This is a genomic window from Pedobacter sp. P26, from assembly GCF_050632135.1.
Lineage (GTDB): Bacteria > Bacteroidota > Bacteroidia > Sphingobacteriales > Sphingobacteriaceae > Pedobacter.
Genome location: NZ_CP192574.1, coordinates 5,660,823 through 5,686,263 on the forward strand (window position 1 = coordinate 5,660,823; position 25,441 = coordinate 5,686,263).

Sequence of the window (25,441 nt, forward strand, 5' to 3'; positions counted from 1 at the left end):
CATCCTACAATTAAAAGCAATAAAAATATTAGGATGAAATTACGCAACAGATTTTATATTCGTAAACAATAAAATGTATTTTTGATTGATTTGAAAGTAGTACACCTAAATACCTACGATGGAAATGGCGGAGCAGGACGAGCCTGTTTGCGTTTAAGTGATGCCCTAAAGGCAAGTGGAATCGATTCGAAAGTATTGGTTTACTATAAATTTGGCCAAAACCCAAACATTGATACCTTTAGCAAATCGCCCCTGCAGAAAGCAAAAGCCGTTTACAATATCTTATCCGAAAGGTATTATGCAAAATGGCTGAGCAAATCAGTAAAAACGCCATTTAGTTTGCAATGGTTTGGCCGTTCGGTCATTAACCATCCCGACGTTAAAAATGCTGATATTATCCATTTGCATTGGGTAAACCACGGTTTTCTTAATCCTAAATTTTTAGCCCAGCTTGATGAACTGGAAAAACCGATTGTGTGGACTTTTCATGATAGCAATGCTTTTACCGGCGGATGCCATGTGCGTTATGGCTGCGAAAACTTTCATCACCAATGTGGCAATTGCCCGATTTTAAAAATCAGCGGGAAGAACGATATCTCGCATAAAACCTGGTTACGCAAACAAAAAGCCTATACTGAATTAAATTTTCATATTGTGGCGCCGAGTAAATGGATGGCGGCATCAGTAAAGTTCAGCAGTTTATTGGGCACCAGGAAAGCTACTGTAATTCCAAACACTATTGAAACAAAAATTTTCAAACCTTATGTTAAATCAGAGGCCAAGAAAATCCTAAAGATCAATCCGCATAAATTTGTTTTGATGAGCGGTTTTATGCCTTCAAAAAACGACAAACATAAAGGAACCCCCTATTTGATCGAAGCTTTAGAAATTCTTTCGCGCAGGGCAGGTATACAAAAAGATAATATTGAACTGGTTATTTTCGGGAATAAGGAAAATGCCGAAATGCCAGAATTCCCTTTCAAAACCACATTTTTGGGTACCATTAATAAAGATGACCATTTAGCGAAATGTTATTCTGCAGCTGATGCTTTTATTACACCTTCTCTTGAAGATAATCTACCCAATACCGTAATGGAAAGCCTGGCCTGCGCTACCCCTGTTGTTGCCTTTACCACAGGAGGGATTCCGGATATGGTAAAACACATGCATAATGGTTACCTGGCTGAGTATCAAAATGCCGAAGATCTGGCAAACGGCATCGAGTGGTTGTACCACCGCCCAAATAAAGAAGATATCCAAAAAGCAGCCAGGTTGAGTATTTTAACCGATTTCTCTGAAGAAGTTATTGCCACAGAACACATCCATCTTTACGAAACACTGATTGATTTACAGCCAAAATAACTCAATATCTTAATAATTTACAGTTCTATTTAAAAATTCGGTTGGCAAAATTTTATTTTCTTTTATACAAATAAAATTTTGGTCAATCTTTATTAAATTTATAGCGACTGAAACTGTTTAATGGAAAGCATCGCAAATTATTCTGAAAGTATTAAGGCATTAAAATCGGCTATTTTATCGAGCCGGTATAAAGCCGCTACTTTAGTAAATAAAGAACTTTTGCTGCTCTATTTTACAGTGGGCAAATTCATTTCGGAAAAGGTAGAAAAAGAGAAATGGGGCGCCAAAGTGATAGATAATCTTTCTAATGATTTACAGTTAGAGTTACCAGGCTTAAGAGGATTTTCAGGCACAAATATTAAACGGATGAGGTTCTTTTTCGAATCATGGAGAGAACAAATCTTAATTAGTCCGTCACTGACGGACCAATTACAAATAATTGATATTGAGTACATTGAATTTAGACCGTTAGTGACGGACCAATTGGAAAAGACATTTTTCAACATCAGTTTTACCCACCACATTGAAATTCTACAGAATTCACAATCGGTTGAAGAAAAGATATATTATATCCAAAAGGCAGCTATCGAATTTTGGAGTGTTGGTACCTTAAAGCACCAACTCAAAAATAAATCATTCAGTAACTCCGGCAGTTTACCGAATAACTTTTTAAAAACGATTTCTAACGAAGAGATAAGGAACAAAGCGCTACAATCTTTCAAAGATGAATACCTGTTGGATTTTATTAATATAGAAGATACTGACGAGCAAGATGAACGGGTTTTAGAAAGTGGAATAGTACAGAATATTAAAAAGTTTTTAATGTCGCTAGGAACCGATTTTGCCTTTATTAGCAATCAATATAGGTTAATTCTTGAAGATGAAGAATATTTCTTAGACCTTTTGTTTTTTAACCGCCGTTTACAATGTTTGGTTGTTTTCGAACTAAAAACCGGAAAATTCAAACCTGAGTATTTGGGCAAAATGAATTTCTATTTATCTGCTCTTGATGAATATGTTAAACAGCCACACGAGCAGCCATCAATCGGCATCATACTTTGCAAAGAAAAGAAAAACAAAATTGTAGAATTTTCATTCCGCGATTTTAACAAAGCAATGGGTGTTTCTACCTACAAAACCAGTGCAACATTACCTAAAGCATTTAAAGGTTTAATCCCAGATGCTGAAACCTTAAAAAAACTAATGGATTAACCCATGTCCAAATTAACAATCATCACCATTGTATATAATAACGTTCGCGATATCGAACGTACCATTCAATCTATCCTTAAACAGACCTATAAAAAAATCGAATATATTGTAATAGACGGCGCATCAACTGATGGTACGCTGCAGGTTGTTGAGCGTTACAAAGATCAGATTTCGAAAATCGTATCAGAACCCGACAAAGGCATTTATGATGCTATGAACAAAGGTTTAGCCCTGGCAACAGGCGATTATGTTTTGTTTATGAATTCTGGCGATGAGATTTATGACGAGCAAACAGTAGAAGATGTTTTTGCCTCTGCTCCCGGTGCCGATATTTACTACGGGGAAACGGAAATGTACAATGATAAATGGGAAAATCTTGGCCGCAGAAGGCATGAAGCACCCGAGGAATTTGATTGGACCAGCTTTAAATACGGCATGAACATTAGCCACCAGGCCATTTACATCCGCCGCAGCATTATTACTCCTTACGATTTAACCTATAAATATAGCTCAGATATCGACTGGATTATCAAAGCAGCAAAAAAGGCATCTAATATCGTTAATGTTCACCGGTACGTAGCTAAATACCTGGTTGGTGGCATGAGCAAGAAAAAACACCGCGAGAGCTTAAAAGAGCGGTTTAAAATCTTCAACAAATATTATGGCCTAGTACCGAATATCTTTAATCATATTATCATTGCAGGTAATTTAGCCTTATATTTTGTTAAACACCGTAGGACAAATGATTAGCTTATGAATGAAGAAATTAACGAGCTACTCTCTATCTATGAACAGGAAAAAAAATTAATCGAGTCTATAATTGAAGAAGACCGGATTGACAATGATTATAAAGCAATTCGTATAAATTCTAAAAATCTAAATAGGATACAACGCCAGATTGCATTGATTAAATCATTAATTGATCCATATATACAAGAAAAAGAACAATTAAAAAGAACAATCGATTTTTTCGTTAAAAAAAGTGAGCTGGAAGAATCTAATGAGTACAGAACTCACATGCTTGCTCAGATTGACCAGAAATTAGACCAACTAAATAGTTATAAACCGGGTTATTTTAACGATGGACAAGAGTTTGATGATGCTATATTTGATTTGGTAGAACAGAAGATTGAAGGATTTATTTTCAACTTGAAAAAAGAAAATAAATTGGCCCTATTGTTTAAACGCAAGGATAAAGAAATTTTGTTATCAGTTACCAATATTAAAAAGCTTAAAAAACAGCACATCTTAGATAAAAACTCCAGGACTATACTTAAATCAATCGGTTTTAAAGAAGAAAAGCACCTTGATTCACTAGTTTTTACTTATAGTTTGGATAATTTTAAAAATGCTATTTTTATCAAAACTATTGTTAGCAGAGTAGTTTTTGATGCATTCTATTTTCAAGAACTCGACAAGGAAACAACAATTGAGATTTTCTAGTAATCTCAAATTTCTGAAACAATAATTTTCCTCAACTGTCTTTAATACATCACCTATTAAAAATATTAAAGATTATGGGACAATTAAGTAACCGCACTATTGCTGTACTTTCAGAAAGCGGATTTGAAGAAGTAGAATTAACCGAACCAGTTAAAAGGTTAAAAGAAGAAGGAGCTACCGTTCACATTATCTCCTCAAAAAGTGGAAAAATAAAAGCCTGGGATCAAGACCACTGGTCGATAGAAGTTGATGTAGATAAAACCATTGCAGAAGCAAATGCTGATGATTACAACGGATTACTTTTACCAGGTGGCGTAATCAATCCAGATCAATTACGTGTTAACAAAGACGCCCTGGCTTTTGTAAAAACATTCTTTGCCGATGGTAAACCAGTTGCCGCCATTTGCCATGGTCCACAAACTTTGATTAATACAGATGTAGTGCAGGGCAGAAAATTAACTTCAGTAAAAATATTTCGCAGGACCTTATCAATGCCGGCGCGATATGGTCAGACGAAGAAGTAGTGGTTGATCAAGGTTTGGTAACGAGCCGTACACCAAAGGATTTACCTGCTTTTAACGATAAAATTGTAGAGGAATTTGCCGAAGGTGTTCACGAAGGGCAGCATGCCTAAAAACTTTGGACGCTCTTTCTAGATTCACTCAAAAACGGTTGGCAATTTGCCAGCCGTTTTTCTTTTTAGAGCTATTTTTTGTGTCATCAGATGTTACCATCTGACGGATAAATTTATTTTGATTTTTTCAGTGTCTGATAGTAACATCCAACACCACTTATAGCTTTACCTGCCTGATGATATTTTTTATATTCAGTTCAATAATATCCGTCATGGTTTTACAGCGCAAATAATTCTTATCCTTAAAATAATCGCTCATGCCCTGTTTTAGCAAAGCAATGTTTTCCGGTGTGGTGAGTTCTTCTTTGTTCGAAACATCGCGGAGATCAGTTAATCGATGACGCTCACTCCTTACCCGGTGCACAATAGACGAGCGTTCTTCCTGTTGGTACTGTAATACGGTTTTCTCTGTCAATTGCTCCATGCTCATTTTTACATAAGGCAAATTTTCTTTAAAAAACTGTGGAAGGTAAACCTTTAAATTTCCTTCATAAAACTGTTGATCAAAATCTATTGCCCTGATGCGGAACTGGATATCATCAAAATCGGGGGTAATCTGTACCACGAAGTTATAAGCACGCATATCGCCTAAAAGCATAATTAAACAGCGTTCGTTAAACTTAACAAACTCTTTTGCAATACGGGTAGGATTAAACTCAGGCGTATACAATTGTCCTTTGGTAAAAACATCTCCTGGAATTCCTGCGATGTGCTCTTCTACCAAAGTATCACCATCAACCAGGTAATTTACCTGATTTGGCGAAAGGATTTCTTCCATTTCCAGGCCATAAATGCGCGAAGCATCAGCTTTTTTAATATAGAAATAATCGTACACATCATTTAAACGGTTTACGATACGGATGCGGAAGGGATGTGTATTTCCAAAGGTGCAATATTCAATTTTATCGATGTATTTATGCTCTACAATCCGTAGGTTACCCGATGCTTTTAAGTTGGCATAAATTTCTTTTAAGCCATCATGCAATCTTTCAATTAAATCCTGCGCATAAATTGGCCCTTCCCAAAGCGAATCTTTACCAAATTTATCCATTAAAGGAAAAGCTTCGTTAAATTGCATCAGGTCTTTATAACCGATGGGCAATTTGGCTTCGCGTTGGTAAGTGCGCAAATATTTCTGCAAAGCAGGTGTAACCGGAAAAATCGGCTTCTTTTTTGAAATTTTTACATCGTTGTTTTCCATGTATTTGCAATGTACTATTTTAAAAAATTAACCGCAAAGGACACCAAGTTTTACGCAAAGTATGCAAAGTTCTATATCGTAATGTGCCCTTTGCGCCAATTTCTTAGTGCACTTTGGGGTTAAGACCTAGGATAGCTAAATGGCAAAGCACTTAAATACCTGCTGATTTTCCTATAAGGATAATTACCAGCCCCGTGATCGGCGAACTGTACAATAATGGTATTCGTTTTTGGATCAATATACAGTCTTTGCCCCAGCATACCCTCAGCAGTATAATCTCCCTTATCCCCTTCCTGCGGAATCCACCAAAGGTAATGATGAGCTGATTTTTGCCAGCCTTTTGCCGATGCTGGTTTTTCAGCACCAATATTTATAGATTGATTTACCCAATCTTCCGGCACAACCTGCTTCCCATGATATTTGCCCTTAGTTAAATACAAACGCCCGATTTTAGCAAAATCAATAGCGGTTACCTGGAAACGGCTGGCAGTATTGGTTAAACCGTCTACCTGATCTAATCCCCAGGTGGCGTTATATTGCGTACCGATCTGCTTCCACACATTGGCTTCAAAATACTGCGCAACCGATTTACCCGTTGCCTTCTTTAAAACCCAGCCCAATAAAATCGGATCGATACTTTTATACAACCAAACCTTACCTGGCTTATTTACCAGTTTAACTTTCATCAACTGCGCCTTCATATTATCAGTATAATAATATTTGGCTTCGTCCGAGAAAAATGCCTTTACAATCCCACCTAAAGCATCCTGAAATTCAAGCCCTGATTTCATATCCAGGAGGTCTTTTAAAGTAATTTGGGCAAAGGCAGGGTTGGATTTTAATTCAGGAATGTATTTTGTTACTTTATCATCTAAGCTTTTAATACTGTGATCTGCCAATGCCTGACCGATAGCAATAGAAATCATACTCTTAGCTCCCGAAAATATACTCGTTAAGGTACTATCGCTATAACCCTTATCATATCGCTCATATAAAACACTATCATTCCTGATGACGATAAAAACATTGACCTGTCCATTTTTTAAATAGTCTTTTAACGGAATAGAATGGTTATTTCCATCTAATACATGAAGCGTATCCAGATCGTTGCGTTGTCTTGGAGGTCTGATAAAATGAAAAGCCGAATCACTTTTACGCGAAACTTCCTGTGGAAAAATTTTATAAGTTTCGGCGCCGGGTGTTCTATACCTTAACACCCTTCTGAGGTATGGTTTCCAGAGCAGGAGCGCAAAAAGCAATAAAAAGAAGGAATATATCAGGGTTAATAATGTCTTTTTAAATGTTTTCATTTGTAGTTTAAAAATGATATCTAAATAAATTAATTAGATGTTAAAATTGTTTATTATTTTGTATTTGATTAAAAATCCTCAGTCAATTATTTTTTCACTTTCAGACCATAATTAAAGCTATGAGCTATCTAAAATATAATTGTGATGAAAATTCCCTTTTAATTCATAAAGGTGCTACTCAATTCAAAAAAAGCGAAGTCAAAACAGACCAAGAAACCTATATTATACCTAAAGAATATAAATCAGCTAAAATAAATGATTTTCTATCTAAGCACGAATTAATTGGATTTAATGGGGAACTTAAATTTAAAAGTTATTAGATGATAACAACATACCTTATTTATACATTGGTCAGGGGGCATATGGCATAGAAAAATCAAAAACGTTATTAGATCACTCCGAATCCAAACGCCCAGATTTTTTATTGAACATTAAAGACCTTGGTACGATTCTCTTTGATGTTAAATGTAGAGCTAAAATGAACTGTGCCAATAACAAAGAAGCTTTTTTGCTTTGTTTATTTCTGAAATTAACGCCTTGCTCGAATTACAAAAATCTGTGCAAATGCAGGTTTGGATCGCATTTATAGAAAGAGATGAAAATGAAGATCTTAAAGATTGCTTCCATTTTATATCAATATCTAACCTTTATAAATTTCTCGAAGAGATTCAAAAAGACAATTCTTTCCAACAAATAAAAGTTTTGAGAATCCCCAATCAATTTTTGAAAAAAATAGGCAAAAAAATATCTTTTAGCGTCAGCCACGTTGATTTTTCTCCGAAGATAATCCAAAAATCTATCCAAATACATTTAGAACTGATGGAAAATTTAAAAAATCAAATCATAATGTTTATACGAAACAATAAATGCTACAAGTCTAATATTGGACGTGAAATTATCAAAAACACTATGAAAACCTACTACAGTAAAGAGGTAGACGCATGTACTAATACCCTTATTAATGACAAGGTTATTTTACATTCAAAATATAAGCATTTAAGCCTGTTTTAACATTTCATTTTTGCTAAATATAAGTTCCGTTTTGGGCTTGTATTTCCATCTTTTATGACTCCACAACCAATAGGCGGGTTCTTCGTTAATCATCTGCTCCAGAAAGCGGGTATGCAATTCAGTGATTTCAAATTCAGCCGTGTCTGCCGGGTTTAAACACAATGGAATACAATCTACACTGTAAAAACCACGTTTAAGCACATTCATTTTGAAATAGAATATCGGTTGACCAGTACGTTTCGCAATTTTCTCAATCCCCAATTGTACCGAACTGGGCTGGTGCATAAAAGTAGTCCAGTAATGTGATTCATCTTTCGAAGGTGCCTGATCATTACCAAAACTGAAGATACTCGGTGTACCTTTACTGGCCTGCAATGCCCGCATGGTCTGCCGCATGGCAATAAGTTTATTCCCGAACCTGCTCCTCACTTTTTAAACCAGTTATCGAATACGGGGTTGGTTAAAGGTTTGTAAATAGGATAATGATCAGCCTGAAAATTGAGTCCGATACCCAGCGTGCCCCACTCCCAGTTACCGTAATGTGCCGAACAGATCAATACGCTTTCGCCACGATCTAAGTAGGCCTGAACATGGGCCTTATTTTTAAAAATGAAACGCTTTTCTATTTCTTCCATTGAGATACTGTTCATTTTTACAACCTCAAATATCAGCGAAGCCAGGTAGCGGTAAAAACGTTTTTCAATAAGAACAATTTCACTTAATGGTTGATCAGGAAGGGCATTTAACAGATTTTCCCTCACCACTTTCCGACGGTAGCCGAAAACAAAATAAAGCACTAGATAAGCCCCATCGGCCAGCATGTATAAAACTGATATTGGAAACAGAGATAATACGCCTAAAAAAATATTCCCAAATGGGAAATCCCCTTTTAATCATACCAGAATTAGTTGAATTGCTAAATTAAAAAGCAACGCAAAGAATTATGCCACAAAAATGTTAGATTTTAAGTTAGGGATACAGAAAGTAATTTAAACCATGGCGTCCATCGCATTCTGATTCCTTGCCACCACTTTCTGAATTTTCTGCTCAGGTTTATATTTCCACCTCCGGTGACTCCACAACCAATAAGCCGGCGCTTCTTTGATCATGTCTTCCAAAAAGTGAGTATGCATTTCAGTGATTTCAAATTCGACAGTTTCAGCGGGATTTAAACAAATCGGCACACAGTCTACTTCATAATAGCCCCTTTTTAAATGATTGATTTTTAGGTAAAAAACAGGACGATTGGTTTTTTTGCAATTTTTTCTACACCCAATTGTATCGATGATTCCTGGTTTAAAAACATAGTCCAGTAGTTCGATTCGTCCTTAGAAGGCGCCTGATCACTTCCAAAAGTAAACATGGTCGCCTCATTTTTACTCGCCTGTATCGCCCTTAAAGTTTGGCGCATAGCCACCATGTGGTTACCGAATTTACCTCTCATGTTCAGGAACCAATTATCAAAGGCATCGCTGCTCAAAGGTTTATAAATGGGGTAATGCTCGCCAGAGAAATTTAAACCAATCGCCATACAAACCCATTCGTAATTGCCATAATGCGATGAGCAAAAGATTACGCTTTCGTTATTTTTAAGGTAAGCTTCAACCAGATCGACATTTTTGAATTTTACCCTTTTACTAAGCTCTTTTTTGGAGATGCTTTTCATTTTAATCACTTCGATAAAAAGTGAAGCCAAAAATTTATAGAACCGTTTTTCTATCGCACAAATTTCAGTAGTGGTTTTCTCTGGAAAAGCATTAAGCAAGTTTTCTTTAACCACTTTTCTACGGTAGCCAAAAACATAAAAAATTAATACATAGAAAGCATCTGCCAATCTATATAAAATGAATAGCGGCAAAAGAGAGAGCATATTTAATAAAAATATACCCACCTTGGATAATCTTTTATTAATCATGATTGAGACGATTTGTTTGTTTGGTAAAATGCAAAATTAAAGTCTGCACCAAAACGAATTGCCATCAAATTGTTAATTTTTTATTCCTATAAGTTTTATGAAAAACTACTGACAAAAAAGCATTAAGCTGATTAATAATAACACTAAGGAATAATCACTTACCTCAAACTACTTCCGAGTTTATGTATTTCATTTACCCACTTTATTCTCTGTTTTTGTGTAGATTTTTTAATGATTCCTACGTAGGTGATTTTAACCGGACTTATCCCACAAAACTGAAGTATACTTTTCTTTAACTGGTTAACGCTTGGCCGACCAAAAAACAGGCGGTAATACCATGCGGGCTGGTCTAAAGTAGTAATGATCCGGGCTGTTTTCTCACTAAAAAGTTTATCCCACCAAACACTGTTTTCGCGGTACCTAAAGGCGATGCCGGGTAGAAACAAGCGGTCGATAAATCCTTTCATCAAGGCGGGCATGCCGCCCCACCAAACAGGATGAACCCAGACCAAATGATCAGCAGCTTTTATTTTTTCTAAACTCGCTAATAAATCAGGCTCCAATTCCATGCGCTGCTGGTAACCGAAAGCAAGGTTAGGATTAAAAATTAAATCGCCAATGTGGATTAATGAAACCGTGGCACCCGCTTCCACCGCCCCTTTATAATAAGCTTCTGCCAGGGCAAAATTGATGCTTTTTTTATCCGGATGCCCGTTTAGGATTAAAATATTTTTCATGTTGCTATTATTTACAACACAAAATTAACCCCGATCTTTTGCTCAACAGGCAGACAAATGTCCTTAAATAATTTCTTTGCGGAGCCGGCTTAAGTGCCTCGGGGTAATGGCCAGAAACGACGCCAGATATTTTACAGGTATTTTTTTAATATAGTCGGGATAATTTTTGAGAAGCTCCAGATAGCGCTGTTTAGCCGCATCTTTCTGGTACATAAAAATCCGCTTTTCTAAATGCAGGTATTGCTGCTCAGCTATAGTTTTTAGCAACTTTAATCCATTTATACTGGATGCAGCTAAATCATCAATCACTTCTTTTTTGATAATCAGCAAATCTACAACATTCATTGCCTGGATATTCTCTACGGTTGGGTTTCCGGTAATCAGAGAGGAATAAGCCGTCATAAACTGACTGGGAAAAGTAAGGCAATAAGTATATTCTTCTGCACTGGCCGAAGTATAATAAGAACGCAGAATACCCGATTTTATGAAAGCTATTTCCTTACATATCTTACCCTCCGTGGTGAAGAATTCTCCTTTTTTTAATGCCCTTGGTGTAGCATTAGCTGTAAAAACATCAATTTCTGCCGGAGAAAGAATATTAAAGGATTGAAGGTAAGTTTGCATGATAAAAATTTTGCACGGGCAAGATAAGCAAAACTTAAGGAACCTATTGCCACATCCTTAACGAACCTAAACCTTATTGGAGCGGTATCACCCGATTCTTCATCGGGTATTTAGCGGAAAGAAGGACTGACAATAAAAAATGTAATGTAACTGCTTTCCTCATCATTTTTATCACTAACTAAACACAAACTAATCCTGGGAGAACTGTTATTATTTCATCATTATTACTTAAGAGTTGACACCTTTCGGGGCCTGTTTAAAATTAAAGTCGTCAACTCTGATCAAACCTTTTAAACACAAAAAGCCCCGATTTACATCGGGGCTTTATTAATCTGTATTTTTAAGCCCCTTTTAGGGGATTTATTGGTCTAAGCGAATTGCTTTCCTTTAACTTTACGTTCTTGCTCAGTTAAGAAAATTTTACGTAAACGCATGCTTTGCGGTGTAACCTCGATATACTCATCAGCCTGGATATATTCCATCGCTTCTTCTAAAGAGAATTTAATTGCCGGAGCAATACGGGTGTTATCATCAGTACCAGAAGCACGCATGTTGGTTAATGCTTTACCTTTTACCACGTTTACTACTAAATCGTTATCACGAATGTGCTCACCCATAATCTGACCTTCGTAAACATCAGTTCCCGGATCGATGAAGAAACGGCCTCTATCTTGTAACTTATCGATTGAATAAGCTGTAGTTTGACCCTTTTCCATTGAAACTAATACACCATTTAAACGACCAGGGATTGTACCCTTCCAAGGCTCGTAAGCTTTGAAACGGTGAGCCATAATTGCCTCACCTGCTGTAGCAGTTAAAACGTTATTACGTAAACCAATGATACCACGCGCAGGGATTTCGAACTCCAAGTGTTGTAAATCGCCTTTTGGCTCCATAATTAATAACTCGCCTTTACGCTGAGTTACCAATTCGATTACTTTACCAGAAACTTCTCCCGGAACATCAACAATTAAAGTTTCAATCGGCTCATGTTTTTTACCATCAATTTCTTTAATGATAACCTGAGGCTGACCTACCTGAATCTCATAACCTTCACGACGCATCGTTTCAATTAATACCGATAAATGGAGAATACCACGGCCATAAACCAACCAAGCATCAGGAGAAGCTGTTTCAACAACTTTTAAAGCTAAGTTTTTTTCCATCTCTTTGTACAAACGTTCTTTAATACGTTGAGAAGTTACTAATTTACCTTCTTTACCAAAAAACGGAGAGTTATTGATGGTAAATAACATGTTCATCGTTGGCTCATCAATGCTGATTACCGGTAATTGTTCTGGTGCTTCAAAATCAGCGATAGTATCACCAATATCAAAACCATCAATACCTACAACTGCACAAATATCACCAGAGCTTACTTCAGTAGCTTTAACCTTACCTAAACCTTCGAAAGTATAAAGTTCTTTTACTCTTGATTTAACAACTTTGCCATCGCGTTTAATTAAAGTAACCGGTTGGTTTTCTTTAATAGTACCGCGGTGTACACGGCCAATTGCGATACGACCTACGAAAGATGAATAATCTAACGAAGTGATCTGCATCTGTAAAGTACCGTCGTTAATTGGTGCAGGTGGAATGTTAGCCACAACCGCATCTAGTAAAGCGAAAATATCAGTAGTTGGTACTTTCCAGTCTGTACTCATCCATCCTTGTTTAGATGAACCGTAAATAACAGGAAAATCCAATTGCTCTTCAGTTGCTTCAAGGTTAAAGAACAATTCGAAAATCTGCTCATAAACCTCTTCCGGGCGACAGTTTTCTTTATCCACTTTGTTTACAACCACAATCGGTTTTAAACCAAGGGCTAAAGCTTTTTGTGTTACGAAACGTGTTTGAGGCATTGCACCTTCAAAAGCATCGCAAAGTAAAAGTACACCATCGGCCATTTTCAAAACACGCTCTACCTCACCGCCAAAATCCGCGTGACCAGGTGTATCGATAATGTTAATTTTTACATCTTTGTATTGAACTGATACGTTTTTAGACACGATTGTGATACCACGCTCACGCTCTAAATCGTTGTTATCCAATATCAACTCTCCTGTTTGTTCGTTGTCACGAAAAATAGAACAAGAGTGTAAAATCTTATCAACCAAAGTGGTTTTACCGTGGTCAACGTGTGCTATAATAGCTATATTTCTAATCTTTTGCATAAAATGCGCCTCAAATTTGGCGCAAAGATAGTGTTTAGAAATGGATTTTCTACTATATCGCTCACTATTTAATACGATGATAATGTTGCAATTATCTCACTTTTAAATAGAAAGGCAGAGCAATTCTTTTTTCAATCCATTACAGGTTCGAACCAAATGTTTTAAAAAACATAATCTTTAAATTAGCCGCGGTAAATTAAAACACCTGCCAATTTATAATTACAGATGAAAATTGAAACGCATACCATAAACAACATCAATATTGCAGAAGTCATTTCGGAAGAAATTATTATTAATGACGCAGCAGATGGCTTAGACTTATTGGGGAATCTATATTACCAGGGTTTTGATAAAATCATCATCCACAAACAAAATATCACCCCCGATTTCTTCGACCTGAAAAACGTAATAGCAGGAGAAATTCTTCAAAAATTTTCAAATTACCGGGTAAGCCTCGCAATTATTGGCGATTTTAGCTCATATCAAAGCAAAAGTATCAAAGATTTTATTTACGAAAGCAATAAGGGCGAACATATTAATTTTTTAGGTTCGACAGCTGAAGCCTTGACAAAGCTAGCTGGATGAAGTTTATTATGTGCTTAACCAATCCTCGTAAGAAATTACACCTAACTCTGGCCTTGCCTTTCCTTCTAAAATAGCAATAAATTCTAATGCATGCCCATCAGGATCATTAAAATAAATAGCCAGGGCAGGCATCCAGGCGAAAACCATTGGCTTGTGATTTCCATTGTTAAGAAAATTATAAGGCTGAAGATTTTTAGATTCAAGAAATTGAACTGATTTGTTCAGCACATCATTCACATCGCAACGAAAAGCAAAATGCCTGATGTCGATTTCTGCCTTTGGTTTCTCCCAAATTCCCAACATGGCTTCCTGCGGTTTTCCGATCCAGAAAAAGGCAATTTTGCGTTCTTCTTCATAGTGGCATTGTGTTAAACCTAAAACATTGCGGTAAAAATCGATTGATCTTTCTAAATCCTCTACATAAATGTGCGTTTCAAATAATCCTTTTATCATGCTGTCAAGGTAGGGATAACTTATAGCCGTGAAAAATCATGTTTTTCAATATCAGTATCAATAAAATCGATAGGCAAATTATTCTGTAGATTGGGTTACCAGGAATGCTACTCTTGTATTAATTGCAGAAAGGAGATTGGAATGAACAAAAGGAGTTTAAAATATACAGGTAGATTTTTAATTGTTTTTATCGCATTGATTGGGATTTACTTCTTCACTGCATTTTGCTGCTCGCGTATTACCATAAATGCCAATCCAACAAATGCTAAAGAAGTTGCCATATATATTATGACCAATGGCGTGCACACTGATATTGTGGTTCCGGCTGTTAGCGCCGAAATGAACTGGACAAAAGAAATCAATTATCAAAATACTTTAGAAGCCGATAGCAGTTACCGATACCTGGCCATGGGCTGGGGTGATAAAAAATTCTACCTGGAAACACCCGAATTTTCAGATCTTAAACTAAGCAATGGCCTACGGGCAATATCCGGACTAAGCACATCGGCCATGCACACCACCTATTACAAAAACATACGGGAAGATGCCAGCTGCAAAAAAATTATGATTAGCCATGCCCAATACAAACAACTTATTGGCTATATCTTAAATAGTTTCAAAAAAGATGCAGCAGGCCATTTGATCAATGTGAAATCAAACATCCATTATGATATTGGCGATGCGTTTTATGAAGCCAAAGGAAGTTATAGCATATTTAAAACCTGCAATACCTGGGCCAATACGGCTCTTAAATCGTGTGATCAAAGAAGCTGCTTATGGACAATATTTGATACGGGTATTTTTTTGAAGTATAAATAGCCATGCGAACGATCGTCATTCCCAACTCGATTGGGAATCTTAAAGCGCTTGTATTACGATTCCCGCATGCGCGGGAATGACGACCATACTAATCAATTCTATCACTAAACCTCAAATGCCCAATCTAAAAAGGCTGGCATTACACTTTCCCATGTTGGAACATCGTGTTTACCACCAACTCTTTCATAATAAAAAATATTATCAGGCCGTTTGTAGCCTTTATTCAGGAGTATTTTAACAACGTCAATGGTATCGTCTATAGAATCGATAATCATATTTTTATTCCGGTCTGCCTTTTCGTCTTCTGTACCGGTCATCAACCAGAATTTCATATCCGGCTTAGTAAAAGTATTCTCCAATTGCTGATGTATAATACGGTCGGCATCGGTATACCCTTCATTCAAATCTTTTTTCTCCACCAAAATGCTCCTGAAAAAACACCAATAACATCGAAAGCAGAAGAATTATTCCAGGCAATATCAAAAGCAGATAAACCGCCAAGAGAAAATCCTGCAAAACCCACTTTACCGGTAATCGGCATCGCAATTTTCTTTTTAACAAAAGGCAGAAGTTCTTTAATCACAAAATCGGTATAAAGGTTAGCTTTTGCACCGCGACCTTTAAAATCAGGCATAACTGCAATACCATATTCCATTAAACGATCTTCTGATGCTTTAATGGCCACAACAATTAACCTATGGTTTCTTTTGGAATGATGGGCATCTTCCAAAATCGTGCTAAAATCCATTTTAGCCACATCTTGCCCATCATTTAATAAAAGAAGCTCTATTTTCTCATTCCCTAAAATACCTTCAGGTGTATAAATATCTATTTCTACCTCACGCTTTAAATAAGCTGAGGGTATTTTAAAGCTACTGGTATTAACTTTTACCGATAAAATTGTGGTGTACTTCATAATCAAAATCCCCTATCACACGGCTATCGCCTCAGAATTAGGGTGCAAAGGTACAAATCTCCATAAACTATTAATTATCATAGGTCAATTTTTACAATCCCCTCTTAATTTGATTCATTTTACTGCTTAAACTATTCTTATTGTAGATTTTAATTTATACCTTAAATTATTCAATTTTTATTATGGTTAAAGAAGAACATAAGAAATGGTACAGCCCGAATTTAAGTGGCGAAATCGACATGCTCATCTTTGGTCACGGTGGCACCCCTATCCTACTGTTCCCAACGAGTATGGGTCGATATTTTGAAAATAAGGATTTTAAATTGATAGATTCTGTTGAGGGATTTATTAATGAAGGAAAAATTAAGATTTACTGTCCTGATGGCGTTGACAAATTGAGTTGGTACAACAAAAGCATCCATCCGGCAGACCGGGTTAAGAACCACATCTGGTACGACAAATACCTGCTTGAAGAAGTTGCCCCTTTGGCCCGCCAGGAAACAGGGCACAGTAAAATTATTACTGCTGGTTGCAGTTTCGGAGGCTATCATGCAGCAAATTTCGCTTTCAGGCATCCCTGGTTGGTAAGCCACATGTTCAGCATGAGTGGAGCTTTTGATATCTCTGGTCAATTAGACGGCTTTTACAACGATGATGTTTATTTCAACAACCCGGTTGATTATCTGCTGAACAACAGTAATCCTGAGCTGCATTATATGAAAATTGTGCTGGGTACAACCGACCGCGATATGTGCAGGCAGGACAATGAACGTTTATCGGAAATTCTTAGTAAAAAAGGAATCGATCATTGGCTGGATATCAGGCAAAATGCTGACCATGACTGGCCGATCTGGAGAGAGATGTTTCCGAATTATATTGCACAGTTATAGTTTAGTCCAAAGTCGGCAGTCTTAAGTCCCGAGTCGATTTTGGATATAATCATCAAACAATTAACCGATTAACCAGTTAAGCAATTAACCATAATGCTTAAACAATTAAACTTAAAATATATCAATGAAAAAAATAGGGATTTTATTCGGACAGGAGCGTTCTTTTCCTGAAGCCGTAATCGAAAGGATCAATCAAAAAGCAGAAAAAGGCATCACCGCCGAAGCTGTTAAAATCGACAAAATATTTCAGAATATACCCCTTGGCTATTCGGTTATCATCGATCGCATTTCGCAGGATGTGCCTTTTTATCGTGCATCTTTAAAAAATGCAGCCATTACCGGAACTGCAGTAATCAACAACCCATTTTGGTGGAGTGCAGACGAGAAGTTTTTCAACAATGCCCTGGCCGAACAAATCGGTGTTCCCGTGCCCAAAACAGCCTTAATCCCATCACGTGAGCATCCTACAGGTACCACAGGAGAATCGTTTTCGAACCTCACGATGCCTTTAGATTGGGATGCCATTTTTGAGTACACTGGTTTTCCGGCCTATATGAAACCTTACGATGGTGGTGGCTGGAGAGATGTTTATAAACTTCATGATAAAGAAGATTTTTTGATAAACACAGCGGCACCCAACAACTGGTAATGCTTTTGCAGGAAGAAATCATTTTCGAAGAATATTTCAGGTGTTATTGCATCGGTGGTAAACATGTACGCATTATGCAATACGATCCCCGCAACCCGCATCATTTACGCTATGCAACAGAAGGTAAATCACCTGATCCGAAATTGCTTAAAACAGTTGAGGAATACACCTTAAAATTATGCAAATACCTGGGGTATGATTTCAATACAGTTGAATTTGCGGTGCGTGATGGAGTGCCTATTGCAATCGATTTCTGTAACCCTGCCCCCGATGCAGATATTAAAAGTGTTGGTCAGGAGAATTTTGACTGGGTTGTAGAAACCACAGCCAATTATGCCATAGAAAGGGCTAAAGCACAAAAAGACGGACAAGATAATTTAACCTGGGGCGAATACATTAAAGCCTCTGTTGGTGGTAAACCACTAATAGCTAAAGCTGAATCAAATGTGGCTAAAACAGTTACGCCTAAGAAAATTACGGCTACAGAAAAGGCTAAAACTGCAACACCAGAGAAGGCGCCCGCAAAGCCTAAAAAGGCAGCAGCAAAAAAATAATTGGGATTTAAATTCTAATCAATATTAACATGAATGAGTTTACGCTGGGCATAGAAGAAGAGTACATGGTAATTGATCCCGTTACCAGAGAGCTTACTTCTCATGACCAAAAAATTGTAGAAGCTGCACAAAAGATTCACAAAGACCAGGTTAAAGCAGAAATGCACCAGGCAGTAGTAGAAGTTGGAACTGGTATTTGTAAAACAACCACAGAAGCACGTAAAGAAATTTCTCAACTGCGCTACACCGTATCGCAACTTGCCGGAGAACAGGGTTTGAGAATTGGTGCAGCTGGTACCCACCCCTTTTCGCATTGGGAAAAACAATTGATTACCGAACATCCCCGCTACAACGAAATCGTTAACGAGTTGCAGGAGGCCGCCCGCTCTAACCTTATTTTTGGGCTGCATGTACATGTAGGCTTTCAATCGCGCGAGCTGGCCATTCATATTGCCAATCAGGTAAGGTATTTTTTACCGCACGTTTTTGCTCTATCAACCAATTCGCCATTCTGGGAATCAAGAAATACAGGTTACAAATCTTTCAGGACTAAAATATTCGATAAATTCCCACGTACAGGCATCCCTGATATTTTTAACAGCATTGAAGATTACGACAATTATGTAAAACTGCTCATCAAAACCAATTGCATGGATAATGCAAAGAAAATTTGGTGGGACATCCGCGTACATCCATTTTTTGACACCGTAGAGTTCAGAATATGCGATTGCCCAATGCTAATTGATGAAACGATGGCTTTTACGGCATTATTTCAGGCATTATGTGCTAAATTGTATAAACTGCGTTTGCAGAATATGGAGTTTATCAGTTATTCAAGAGCATTGATCAACGAAAACAAATGGCGGGCTGCACGTTATGGGATTGATGGCAATTTGATAGATTTTGGTAAAGAAATGGAAGTTAACTGCCGGAACCTTGTTTTAGAATTACTGGATTTTGTAGATGACGTAGTAGATGATTTGGGCTGCCGCGAAGACATTATTTATGTGCATAAAATCCTGGAGCATGGTACCGGAGCAGACAGACAGTTGGCTGTTTACCAGCAAACTGGTAACTTTGAGGCCGTGGTAGATTACATTACCACTCAAACACTTATAGGTGCAAAGTAATTAAAATGGATAAAAGAAGCTTAAAGGTAGCAGTTATTGACATGAATAACGGCGCACCTAATCAGGGTATGCGGGGAATTCAGGAAATTTTATCCCGTTTCAGAATTGAAAACAATATTGATTTAAGCTTTGATATTTTTGACTTAAGGCAGAAAGGAGAAATGCCCGGCATTGGTTACGATGCATATATTTCTAGCGGCGGACCAGGGAGTCCGATTGAAAGTAAAGGCGAACAATGGGAAAATGATTTCTTTAATCTCTTAGATCAGATAGAAGCTTTTAACTATAGAAACGAAAGAAAAAAATATGCTTTTTAATCTGCCATTCCTTTCAATTGGCTTGCAGAAAGTATGAATTGGGTAACGTAACTGAAAGACGGTCTAATGCTTTTGGTATTTTCCCGATTACCTTAACTGAATACGGAGAAAAAGATGAAATTTTTAACGGCATCACCAATCCTTTCTTTTCGGTCGACAGCAGAGATTGGCAGGTGATTGAACCAGATTTTGCAGCTTTTGAGCGAAAAGGTGCCAAATTATTGGCCATCGAAAAAGAACGCAAACATGTCAATTTAGAACGCTGTATGATGTCGATCCGCTTTTCAGATGAAATTATCGGTACACAATTTCATCCTGAGGCCGATCCGGCGGGCATGAAAATGTACTTGCTTCAGGAAGAAAAGAAAAAGCAATTGTTGATATGCACGGGGAGCAAAAATACCTGGATATGTTAAACAGTTTAGACGATCCTGCAAGGATTGTGCTTACGCAAAGTGTTATTTTACCTAATTTTTTACAAAAAGCAATTAGGCATTTGCAAAAACAGTCGTCATTGCGAACTGAAGAGGTAGATTGAGCGAATGAGTGAAGCAATCTTTCTCGCATATATTCGTCATTTCGACTGGAGCGCAGCGGAATGGAGAAATCTATTAAAAAGTATATGATAATCGCCGATAGATTTCTCCACTACGGTCGAAAGGACGATCACTCTTTGTAATGACGGATTCGGCAACAGAAATAAAACACAAAAACCTATGATACCTGCCCAACGCCAAAAATACAACCAGCAGTTTACCGAAGAGAAGTATCAAAACTTCCTTACCGAATTGGAAAATGGCTATCCCTCAATCCCTTTCCGGGTTGCAGAAACACCTATTTTTGTTCCGAAAGCCTTAAAAGAGAAATTAATTGCAGCAGGAGAAGAAATTATAAAGCTGATTAAGCAGCCCAATTTTAAAGCGCTAACTCAAAAGGCAATCCCTTCAGACTGGAATGTACCTAATGAAAATGAGCAGCCACACTTTTTAACCTTTGATTTCGGTATTTGTAAAGATAAAAATGGAGAACTCACTCCTATGTTGATCGAAATGCAGGGTTTCCCCTCGTTATATGGTTTTCAGCATCACTTGGCAAAAACTTTTAAAACGAATTTCGATATAGATCCTTCCGTAAATTATTTTTTAACCGGCTTTAACGAAGAAAAATACATTAAACTACTTAAAGAAGTTATTATTGGCTCCCACCAGCCAGAAGAAGTGGCCCTGATGGATGTAGATGCGCCTAATCAAAAAACAGCCATTGATTTTTTTGTAACCCAAAAAATGCTGGGTATTAAAATTTTGGCACTGGAAAACATTAAAAAAGCAGGCAAATTCCTCTTTTACGAAGAAAATGGCAAAAAGATCCAGTTGAAAAGAATTTATAACCGTCTGATATTCGACGAAGTGGCAAATAACACCGGGATCTTTAAAAACAGTTTCGATCCACGTGAAGAAATCGATGTGGAGTGGGTAACGCACCCCAACTGGTTCTATCGCATCAGCAAGTACACCATGCCATTTCTAAAAAGCGAATTTGTGCCTGAAACACGTTTTTTAAATGAGGTAAAAACGATTCCTGGTGATTTAGAAAACTATGTACTTAAGCCATTATTTTCTTTCGCAGGCATGGGTGTTATTATTGACGTAAGCAAAGCGGACATTACCAATATTAAAGATCCTGAAAACTGGATTCTGCAGCGGAAAGTAAACTATGAACCAGCCGTACAGGCGCCGGATGGTGGGGTAAAGGCCGAAATCAGGATGATGTATTTATGGCCTGACAATGGTGAGCCTCAGCTTTGTATTAATCTGGCAAGGTTAAGCAAAGGAAAAATGATTGGTGTCCGTTACAATGCCGACTTTGATTGGGTTGGCGGTACTGTAGGTTTTATGGAATAGTTCCCCTTTCTAACCGCAAAGAGCGAGAAGGGAAGGCGCAAAGAACGCAAAGATCATTTTATTTAACCATCGAGCCTACGGAGAAAAGGCACAGAGGATCACAGAGAATGATCTTTCTTAAGCCAAGGTTCGTATCTCCACGAACATAAATAATTATTAACTCAATAATCATTCAGGCACAGAGACACGGATGGCACGAAAAACTATGCTAAATAATCCCAGTATAAAGATTTGCCAAAGAAAAAAGGATAGTACCAAGCTATACGATCCCTCCGTGTTTTCTGTGACTCCGCGGCAAAATATCTCAAAACCCGCTCTGTGAACTCCGTGTAAAAATCGGTTATCTTTGTGATAAAAAACGTATTCTACTTAGCGTTTCTTTGCGAAATGCTTTGCGTATTTTGCGGTTAATTATGGATAGCAATCCGATATATTTACATTCACCTGAACACCAAAACACTAAAAGCCCTTATATTTGTACTATGGATATTCAAACGATTTTAGTCTTTTTACTTTTTGCGGTAGCATTGGTATATGTTGGCCGTTTGGTGTTTAAATCTTTACAGGCAAAAAAAGACGGATGTGGCGGTAATTGCAAATGTGGTGTAGATTTTTCCGATATTAAGCCCGTAAAAAATAACATTCCACCTTTATGATTCATCAGTTTCAAAAAATACTTACAGGAAAAAATAGAGATCACTGATGAACAGTTCGAAAGCATATCTTCTGTTTTGAAGATTAAAAAATTCGAGAAAAACGAAATAGTTCAATATACCGGCGATAATTTCAAACACGGATATTTTGTAGGCAAAGGATTGTTACGTGCCTATTCAATTGATGCAAAAGGTAAAGAACACATTCTTCAGTTCGCACCAGAAAACTGGTTGGTTTCCGACCGTAATAACATGAATAACGAACCCTCGATATTTTTTATTGATGCCATAGAAGCAACCGAAGCGGTGTTAATGCCCAACAATTTTATGGAAGAAGCGGCCAGGCAAGTACCATGCTTACAGCCGATGCAAATTAAGCTACTTAATAATTCGATCCGCTTTATGCAGAAAAGAATAAATATGTTATTGAGCGCAACGGCGGAAGAAAGATACCTCGATTTTATTAAACTTTACCCTAACCTTACGCTCCGCGTACCACAATGGATGATTGCATCTTATCTGGGTATTACACCCGAATCGCTAAGCCGCGTAAGAAAAGAACTTGCTAACAAACATTTCAGACCTTAGCTTTAATTAGTGAATGACTGAATTTTGAATGAGTGATTGGTATCGTCAAATCTAACCTTTCAACGTTTCAACCTTCTCGCATTCCATAATTCTCTCATTCCATCAACCTATCCTTCTCTCATTCAATTATTTCCCTTTCTTACCATACATCAATATGTAGTAAAACCCTGCGCTGTACTTTTGTGTTGTAAATATTAAACATCTCAAAAACAAAAGATATGGCAACTACAAAATGGACATTAGATCCAACCCACAGCGAGTTACAATTTAAAGTAAAACACTTAATGATTACTACAGTAACAGGTAGTTTAAAATCTTTCTCCGCAGAATTATTGTCTGATGGTGATGAATTTGAAAATGCAGAGATTTCTTTCAAAGGTGATATCGGTTCACTTGATACCGGAAATACTGACCGCGATAACCATTTAAAAGGTGGTGATTTTTTCGATGCTGAAAAATTTGCGCACATCGAATTTAAATCCAATTCAGTAGAAAAAGATGGGGGCGATTATATCGTTAAAGGTGATTTAACGATTAAAAGCGAAACTAAACCGGTAAAATTAACCGCAGAATTTGGTGGCATTGCTACCGATCCCTGGGGAAATACCAAAGCAGGTTTTACCTTAAGCGGAAAAATTAACCGCTCTGAATTCGGTTTAACATGGAATGCTGCGCTGGAAACTGGTGGCGTAATGGTAAGTGAAGAAGTTCGCATTTTAGGCGAATTACAGTTTGTGAAACAAGCATAGAGCAAAGGGAATTTAAGCATGGGGTTTTTACTCCATGCCCTATGCACCATGCCTTATTTAACTTGAAGGTAATGGAAACAAAACAAATAGAAAAAGTACTAAAAGCTCCGGCGCCGCACATGGTTGGCGATGGGTTTAGGGTACACAATTTTTTTCCAGGCGGATATCAAATCAATATGAGTCCTTTTTTCTTAATGGATTATGGCTCAAAGATCGAATTTTCTGCAAGGAAAGAACCACGGGGCGTTGGTATTCACCCCCATCGTGGCTTCGAAACAGTAACGATTGCCTATCATGGTGCGGTTGCACATCATGACAGTTCTGGAAACAGTGGAGTGATTTATCCGGGAGATGTACAATGGATGACTGCAGCGAGCGGTGTATTACATAAAGAATATCATGAAACCAACTACAGCTTAGCCGGAGGTCCCTTTCAAATGATTCAGCTTTGGGTTAATCTACCTGCAAAGGATAAAATGGGTAAACCCGGCTATCAGGCCATTAAACAGGCCGATATGGCTCTTTTTGAACTTCCGGAGAATGGAGGAAAAATTGAAATTATAGCAGGTAATTATAAAGGCATAAAGGGCAATGCAAACACTTTTAGCCCCATAGAAATGTATAATGCCCGACTAAATAAAGGTGGCGAAGTTACCTTTAACTTTCCTCAAAATTTTAATACCGGATTTATGGTGATTGAAGGCTCGATTAAAATAAACGGATCGGAAACCGCAATAGCAGATAATTTTGTCCACTTCAGTAACAAAGGTACAGAGATTAAGATCGAAGCTTTAGAAAACAGTGTAATTTTAGTTTTAAGCGGAGAACCAATCGACGAGCCGGTTGCTCAGTATGGCCCCTTTTTAATGAATACTGAAGCCGAAATCCATCAGGCCATTGAAGATTATAACCAAGGCAGGTTTGGCTACTTAGAAGAGTAAACGGAAAATCATGCTGATCCGATAGTTATCGGATTGGTTTCAGCATCCATCATACTGAATAGATAAAATTAGCCGGCATTTTTGTAATTGTCGGCTTTTTTCGACTTTATATTACAACAGAGTCCAATCATTGCGTTATGATAAGCTACATTCCTCCACAAGCACAGAACTGTTCATTTCCAAAAAGCCTCTTATCCAATTGGCCCGGGAAGTTATATGGCGCTAATTAAATTATTTTCTGCGAAAATGGTTTTAGGAGCGCAAGGACTGTGCATGAACATCGTTTGTTCCTTTGCTATGCTTGTACGCTTCGGCCGTCGTACCTCCAAGCCTGCAGGGTACCGCTCGCCAAGGGCTAAATTGGTTGGGCCACCGGTAAGGAAAACCCCTCATAGCAGCAAGAACAGGAATCATCTAAACCCGATAGTACGAATGCCGATTTTTCTATCGGCAGTAGGGATAGCGGGGCTGCAGTCCTCCATAAAGCACAGAAGTGTTCATTTACAAAAAACCTTTTATCCATTTGGCGCGGGAAGTTATATGGCGCTAATTAAATTGTTTTCTGTAAAAATAGTTTTAGGAGCGCAAGTACCGTGCAAGAAACATCGTTTATTCCTTTGCTATGCTTGTACGCTTCGGCCGTCGTACCTCCAAGCCTGCAGGGTACCGCTCG

At 37.6% G+C, this 25,441-nt stretch carries 31 protein-coding genes and 1 pseudogene; 20 read left to right on the forward strand and 12 right to left on the reverse strand.

Annotation, left to right across the window (positions count from 1 at the left end):
- Nucleotides 1–81: 81 nt before the first annotated feature.
- The 5 genes and pseudogenes from ACQ86H_RS26280 to ACQ86H_RS26300 all read left to right on the forward strand — a co-directional run bounded on the left by ACQ86H_RS26280 (nt 82) and on the right by ACQ86H_RS26300 (nt 4,651).
- Nucleotides 82–1,362, forward strand: a complete 1,281-nt coding sequence (locus ACQ86H_RS26280; protein ID WP_138819696.1) for a glycosyltransferase family 4 protein — start codon at nt 82–84, stop codon at nt 1,360–1,362.
- Nucleotides 1,363–1,482: 120 nt separating this feature from the next.
- Nucleotides 1,483–2,574, forward strand: a complete 1,092-nt coding sequence (locus tag ACQ86H_RS26285; protein WP_431293004.1) for a PDDEXK nuclease domain-containing protein — start codon at nt 1,483–1,485, stop codon at nt 2,572–2,574.
- A 3-nt stretch (nt 2,575–2,577) separates the two neighbouring features.
- Entirely contained in the window at nt 2,578–3,324 is a 747-nt protein-coding gene (locus ACQ86H_RS26290) for a glycosyltransferase family 2 protein (protein WP_431293005.1), read from the forward strand.
- A 3-nt stretch (nt 3,325–3,327) separates the two neighbouring features.
- Complete coding sequence (locus tag ACQ86H_RS26295; RefSeq protein WP_431293006.1) at nt 3,328–4,017, forward strand: hypothetical protein; 690 nt, start codon at nt 3,328–3,330, stop codon at nt 4,015–4,017.
- Nucleotides 4,018–4,091: 74 nt separating this feature from the next.
- Nucleotides 4,092–4,651, forward strand: a pseudogene (locus tag ACQ86H_RS26300) (type 1 glutamine amidotransferase domain-containing protein).
- 157 nt (nt 4,652–4,808) lie between these two features.
- Here the strand turns inward: ACQ86H_RS26300 and ACQ86H_RS26305 are convergent.
- Nucleotides 4,809–5,852, reverse strand: a complete 1,044-nt coding sequence (locus ACQ86H_RS26305; RefSeq protein WP_138819692.1) for a hypothetical protein — start codon at nt 5,850–5,852, stop codon at nt 4,809–4,811.
- A 119-nt stretch (nt 5,853–5,971) separates the two neighbouring features.
- Nucleotides 5,972–7,162 (reverse strand): serine hydrolase domain-containing protein, encoded by a 1,191-nt coding sequence (locus ACQ86H_RS26310; RefSeq protein WP_431293007.1) that lies wholly within the window; start codon nt 7,160–7,162, stop codon nt 5,972–5,974.
- Between the two features lie 119 nt (nt 7,163–7,281).
- On the opposite strand from ACQ86H_RS26310, the gene ACQ86H_RS26315 reads away from it, so the two are divergent.
- Together ACQ86H_RS26315 and ACQ86H_RS26320 are read left to right on the forward strand one after the other, a co-directional pair.
- Complete coding sequence (locus tag ACQ86H_RS26315; RefSeq protein WP_431293008.1) at nt 7,282–7,482, forward strand: hypothetical protein; 201 nt, start codon at nt 7,282–7,284, stop codon at nt 7,480–7,482.
- A gap of 193 nt (nt 7,483–7,675) precedes the next feature.
- Nucleotides 7,676–8,173, forward strand: coding sequence for a hypothetical protein (locus ACQ86H_RS26320; protein WP_431293009.1), 498 nt, complete (start codon nt 7,676–7,678; stop codon nt 8,171–8,173).
- Here ACQ86H_RS26320 and ACQ86H_RS26325 read toward each other — a convergent pair.
- From ACQ86H_RS26325 to typA, 7 genes are all read right to left on the reverse strand, one after another.
- Nucleotides 8,159–8,602 (reverse strand): lysophospholipid acyltransferase family protein, encoded by a 444-nt coding sequence (locus ACQ86H_RS26325; protein ID WP_431293010.1) that lies wholly within the window; start codon nt 8,600–8,602, stop codon nt 8,159–8,161. The genes ACQ86H_RS26320 and ACQ86H_RS26325 overlap by 15 nt on opposite strands.
- The gene (locus ACQ86H_RS26330) at nt 8,599–8,994 is read right to left on the reverse strand and encodes a lysophospholipid acyltransferase family protein (protein ID WP_431293011.1); all 396 of its coding nucleotides are present in this window, start codon (nt 8,992–8,994) and stop codon (nt 8,599–8,601) included. Before ACQ86H_RS26330 ends, ACQ86H_RS26325 begins: the two co-directional genes overlap by 4 nt.
- Nucleotides 8,995–9,162: 168 nt before the next feature.
- Nucleotides 9,163–9,495: a hypothetical protein gene (locus ACQ86H_RS26335; protein WP_431295481.1), complete on the reverse strand. Its 333-nt coding sequence runs from the start codon at nt 9,493–9,495 to the stop codon at nt 9,163–9,165.
- Nucleotides 9,399–10,088 carry a lysophospholipid acyltransferase family protein gene (locus ACQ86H_RS26340; RefSeq protein ID WP_431293012.1) on the reverse strand — a complete coding sequence of 230 codons (690 nt, stop codon included), beginning with the start codon at nt 10,086–10,088 and terminating at the stop codon, nt 9,399–9,401. The genes ACQ86H_RS26335 and ACQ86H_RS26340 overlap by 97 nt, the downstream gene beginning before the upstream one ends.
- A gap of 158 nt (nt 10,089–10,246) precedes the next feature.
- Nucleotides 10,247–10,825, reverse strand: a complete 579-nt coding sequence (locus tag ACQ86H_RS26345) for an NAD(P)H-dependent oxidoreductase (RefSeq protein ID WP_431293013.1) — start codon at nt 10,823–10,825, stop codon at nt 10,247–10,249.
- A gap of 63 nt (nt 10,826–10,888) precedes the next feature.
- Complete coding sequence (locus tag ACQ86H_RS26350) at nt 10,889–11,449, reverse strand: Crp/Fnr family transcriptional regulator (RefSeq protein WP_431293014.1); 561 nt, start codon at nt 11,447–11,449, stop codon at nt 10,889–10,891.
- Between the two features lie 368 nt (nt 11,450–11,817).
- The gene (gene typA / locus ACQ86H_RS26355; protein WP_138819685.1) at nt 11,818–13,623 is read right to left on the reverse strand and encodes a translational GTPase TypA; all 1,806 of its coding nucleotides are present in this window, start codon (nt 13,621–13,623) and stop codon (nt 11,818–11,820) included.
- A gap of 225 nt (nt 13,624–13,848) precedes the next feature.
- On the opposite strand from typA, the gene ACQ86H_RS26360 reads away from it, so the two are divergent.
- Nucleotides 13,849–14,208 carry a DUF4180 domain-containing protein gene (locus tag ACQ86H_RS26360; RefSeq protein ID WP_431293015.1) on the forward strand — a complete coding sequence of 120 codons (360 nt, stop codon included), beginning with the start codon at nt 13,849–13,851 and terminating at the stop codon, nt 14,206–14,208.
- Between the two features lie 6 nt (nt 14,209–14,214).
- Here ACQ86H_RS26360 and ACQ86H_RS26365 read toward each other — a convergent pair whose 3' ends face one another.
- Nucleotides 14,215–14,661, reverse strand: a complete 447-nt coding sequence (locus ACQ86H_RS26365) for a VOC family protein (protein WP_138819683.1) — start codon at nt 14,659–14,661, stop codon at nt 14,215–14,217.
- Nucleotides 14,662–14,802: 141 nt separating this feature from the next.
- Between ACQ86H_RS26365 and ACQ86H_RS26370 the strand changes: the two genes are divergently transcribed.
- Entirely contained in the window at nt 14,803–15,480 is a 678-nt protein-coding gene (locus ACQ86H_RS26370; RefSeq protein ID WP_431293016.1) for a TIGR02117 family protein, read from the forward strand.
- 104 nt (nt 15,481–15,584) lie between these two features.
- Here the strand turns inward: ACQ86H_RS26370 and ACQ86H_RS26375 are convergent, their stop codons facing one another.
- On the reverse strand, nt 15,585–15,884 hold the full coding sequence (locus ACQ86H_RS26375) for a hypothetical protein (protein WP_431293017.1): 300 nt from the start codon (nt 15,882–15,884) through the stop codon (nt 15,585–15,587).
- Nucleotides 15,881–16,396 (reverse strand): alpha/beta hydrolase, encoded by a 516-nt coding sequence (locus tag ACQ86H_RS26380; protein ID WP_431293018.1) that lies wholly within the window; start codon nt 16,394–16,396, stop codon nt 15,881–15,883. Before ACQ86H_RS26380 ends, ACQ86H_RS26375 begins: the two co-directional genes overlap by 4 nt.
- A gap of 182 nt (nt 16,397–16,578) precedes the next feature.
- Here ACQ86H_RS26380 and ACQ86H_RS26385 point away from each other — a divergent pair, with 182 nt between their 5' ends.
- From ACQ86H_RS26385 to ACQ86H_RS26435, 11 genes are all read left to right on the forward strand, one after another.
- Nucleotides 16,579–17,286 (forward strand): esterase family protein, encoded by a 708-nt coding sequence (locus ACQ86H_RS26385; protein ID WP_431293019.1) that lies wholly within the window; start codon nt 16,579–16,581, stop codon nt 17,284–17,286.
- Nucleotides 17,287–17,410: 124 nt separating this feature from the next.
- On the forward strand, nt 17,411–17,935 hold the full coding sequence (locus ACQ86H_RS26390) for an ATP-grasp domain-containing protein (protein WP_431293020.1): 525 nt from the start codon (nt 17,411–17,413) through the stop codon (nt 17,933–17,935).
- Entirely contained in the window at nt 17,935–18,489 is a 555-nt protein-coding gene (locus ACQ86H_RS26395; protein ID WP_431293021.1) for a hypothetical protein, read from the forward strand. The genes ACQ86H_RS26390 and ACQ86H_RS26395 overlap by 1 nt, the downstream gene beginning before the upstream one ends.
- Before the next feature lie 29 nt (nt 18,490–18,518).
- Nucleotides 18,519–19,619, forward strand: a complete 1,101-nt coding sequence (locus tag ACQ86H_RS26400; RefSeq protein WP_431293022.1) for a carboxylate-amine ligase — start codon at nt 18,519–18,521, stop codon at nt 19,617–19,619.
- 5 nt (nt 19,620–19,624) lie between these two features.
- Entirely contained in the window at nt 19,625–19,936 is a 312-nt protein-coding gene (locus ACQ86H_RS26405) for a hypothetical protein (protein WP_431293023.1), read from the forward strand.
- 17 nt (nt 19,937–19,953) lie between these two features.
- Nucleotides 19,954–20,352, forward strand: a complete 399-nt coding sequence (locus ACQ86H_RS26410) for a glutamine amidotransferase-related protein (RefSeq protein ID WP_431293024.1) — start codon at nt 19,954–19,956, stop codon at nt 20,350–20,352.
- Between the two features lie 300 nt (nt 20,353–20,652).
- Nucleotides 20,653–21,837: a hypothetical protein gene (locus ACQ86H_RS26415; RefSeq protein WP_431293025.1), complete on the forward strand. Its 1,185-nt coding sequence runs from the start codon at nt 20,653–20,655 to the stop codon at nt 21,835–21,837.
- 413 nt (nt 21,838–22,250) lie between these two features.
- A complete protein-coding gene (locus ACQ86H_RS26420; protein WP_431293026.1) occupies nt 22,251–22,493 on the forward strand; it encodes a FeoB-associated Cys-rich membrane protein in 243 nt (80 codons plus the stop codon).
- A gap of 75 nt (nt 22,494–22,568) precedes the next feature.
- A complete protein-coding gene (locus tag ACQ86H_RS26425) occupies nt 22,569–23,078 on the forward strand; it encodes a Crp/Fnr family transcriptional regulator (protein WP_431293027.1) in 510 nt (169 codons plus the stop codon).
- A gap of 218 nt (nt 23,079–23,296) precedes the next feature.
- A complete protein-coding gene (locus ACQ86H_RS26430) occupies nt 23,297–23,827 on the forward strand; it encodes a YceI family protein (RefSeq protein ID WP_431293028.1) in 531 nt (176 codons plus the stop codon).
- A 71-nt stretch (nt 23,828–23,898) separates the two neighbouring features.
- Nucleotides 23,899–24,768 (forward strand): pirin family protein, encoded by an 870-nt coding sequence (locus tag ACQ86H_RS26435; RefSeq protein ID WP_431293029.1) that lies wholly within the window; start codon nt 23,899–23,901, stop codon nt 24,766–24,768.
- The last annotated feature ends 673 nt before the right edge of the window (nt 24,769–25,441 follow it).

Coding starts and splice junctions, on each gene's coding strand:
- ACQ86H_RS26380 (WP_431293018.1), bottom strand. CDS start 16,396: ATGAAGTACACCACAATTTTATCGGTAAAAGTTAATACCAGTAGCTTT.
- ACQ86H_RS26350 (WP_431293014.1), bottom strand. CDS start 11,449: ATGCAAACTTACCTTCAATCCTTTAATATTCTTTCTCCGGCAGAAATT.
- ACQ86H_RS26310 (WP_431293007.1), bottom strand. CDS start 7,162: ATGAAAACATTTAAAAAGACATTATTAACCCTGATATATTCCTTCTTT.
- ACQ86H_RS26415 (WP_431293025.1), top strand. CDS start 20,653: ATGATACCTGCCCAACGCCAAAAATACAACCAGCAGTTTACCGAAGAG.
- typA (WP_138819685.1), bottom strand. CDS start 13,623: ATGCAAAAGATTAGAAATATAGCTATTATAGCACACGTTGACCACGGT.
- ACQ86H_RS26370 (WP_431293016.1), top strand. CDS start 14,803: ATGAACAAAAGGAGTTTAAAATATACAGGTAGATTTTTAATTGTTTTT.
- ACQ86H_RS26340 (WP_431293012.1), bottom strand. CDS start 10,088: ATGATTAATAAAAGATTATCCAAGGTGGGTATATTTTTATTAAATATG.
- ACQ86H_RS26305 (WP_138819692.1), bottom strand. CDS start 5,852: ATGGAAAACAACGATGTAAAAATTTCAAAAAAGAAGCCGATTTTTCCG.
- ACQ86H_RS26285 (WP_431293004.1), top strand. CDS start 1,483: ATGGAAAGCATCGCAAATTATTCTGAAAGTATTAAGGCATTAAAATCG.
- ACQ86H_RS26360 (WP_431293015.1), top strand. CDS start 13,849: ATGAAAATTGAAACGCATACCATAAACAACATCAATATTGCAGAAGTC.
- ACQ86H_RS26420 (WP_431293026.1), top strand. CDS start 22,251: ATGGATAGCAATCCGATATATTTACATTCACCTGAACACCAAAACACT.
- ACQ86H_RS26405 (WP_431293023.1), top strand. CDS start 19,625: ATGGATAAAAGAAGCTTAAAGGTAGCAGTTATTGACATGAATAACGGC.
- ACQ86H_RS26295 (WP_431293006.1), top strand. CDS start 3,328: ATGAATGAAGAAATTAACGAGCTACTCTCTATCTATGAACAGGAAAAA.
- ACQ86H_RS26390 (WP_431293020.1), top strand. CDS start 17,411: ATGAAAAAAATAGGGATTTTATTCGGACAGGAGCGTTCTTTTCCTGAA.
- ACQ86H_RS26290 (WP_431293005.1), top strand. CDS start 2,578: ATGTCCAAATTAACAATCATCACCATTGTATATAATAACGTTCGCGAT.
- ACQ86H_RS26385 (WP_431293019.1), top strand. CDS start 16,579: ATGGTTAAAGAAGAACATAAGAAATGGTACAGCCCGAATTTAAGTGGC.
- ACQ86H_RS26345 (WP_431293013.1), bottom strand. CDS start 10,825: ATGAAAAATATTTTAATCCTAAACGGGCATCCGGATAAAAAAAGCATC.
- ACQ86H_RS26365 (WP_138819683.1), bottom strand. CDS start 14,661: ATGATAAAAGGATTATTTGAAACGCACATTTATGTAGAGGATTTAGAA.
- ACQ86H_RS26395 (WP_431293021.1), top strand. CDS start 17,935: ATGCTTTTGCAGGAAGAAATCATTTTCGAAGAATATTTCAGGTGTTAT.
- ACQ86H_RS26315 (WP_431293008.1), top strand. CDS start 7,282: ATGAGCTATCTAAAATATAATTGTGATGAAAATTCCCTTTTAATTCAT.
- ACQ86H_RS26430 (WP_431293028.1), top strand. CDS start 23,297: ATGGCAACTACAAAATGGACATTAGATCCAACCCACAGCGAGTTACAA.
- ACQ86H_RS26435 (WP_431293029.1), top strand. CDS start 23,899: ATGGAAACAAAACAAATAGAAAAAGTACTAAAAGCTCCGGCGCCGCAC.
- ACQ86H_RS26330 (WP_431293011.1), bottom strand. CDS start 8,994: ATGCTGGCCGATGGGGCTTATCTAGTGCTTTATTTTGTTTTCGGCTAC.
- ACQ86H_RS26400 (WP_431293022.1), top strand. CDS start 18,519: ATGAATGAGTTTACGCTGGGCATAGAAGAAGAGTACATGGTAATTGAT.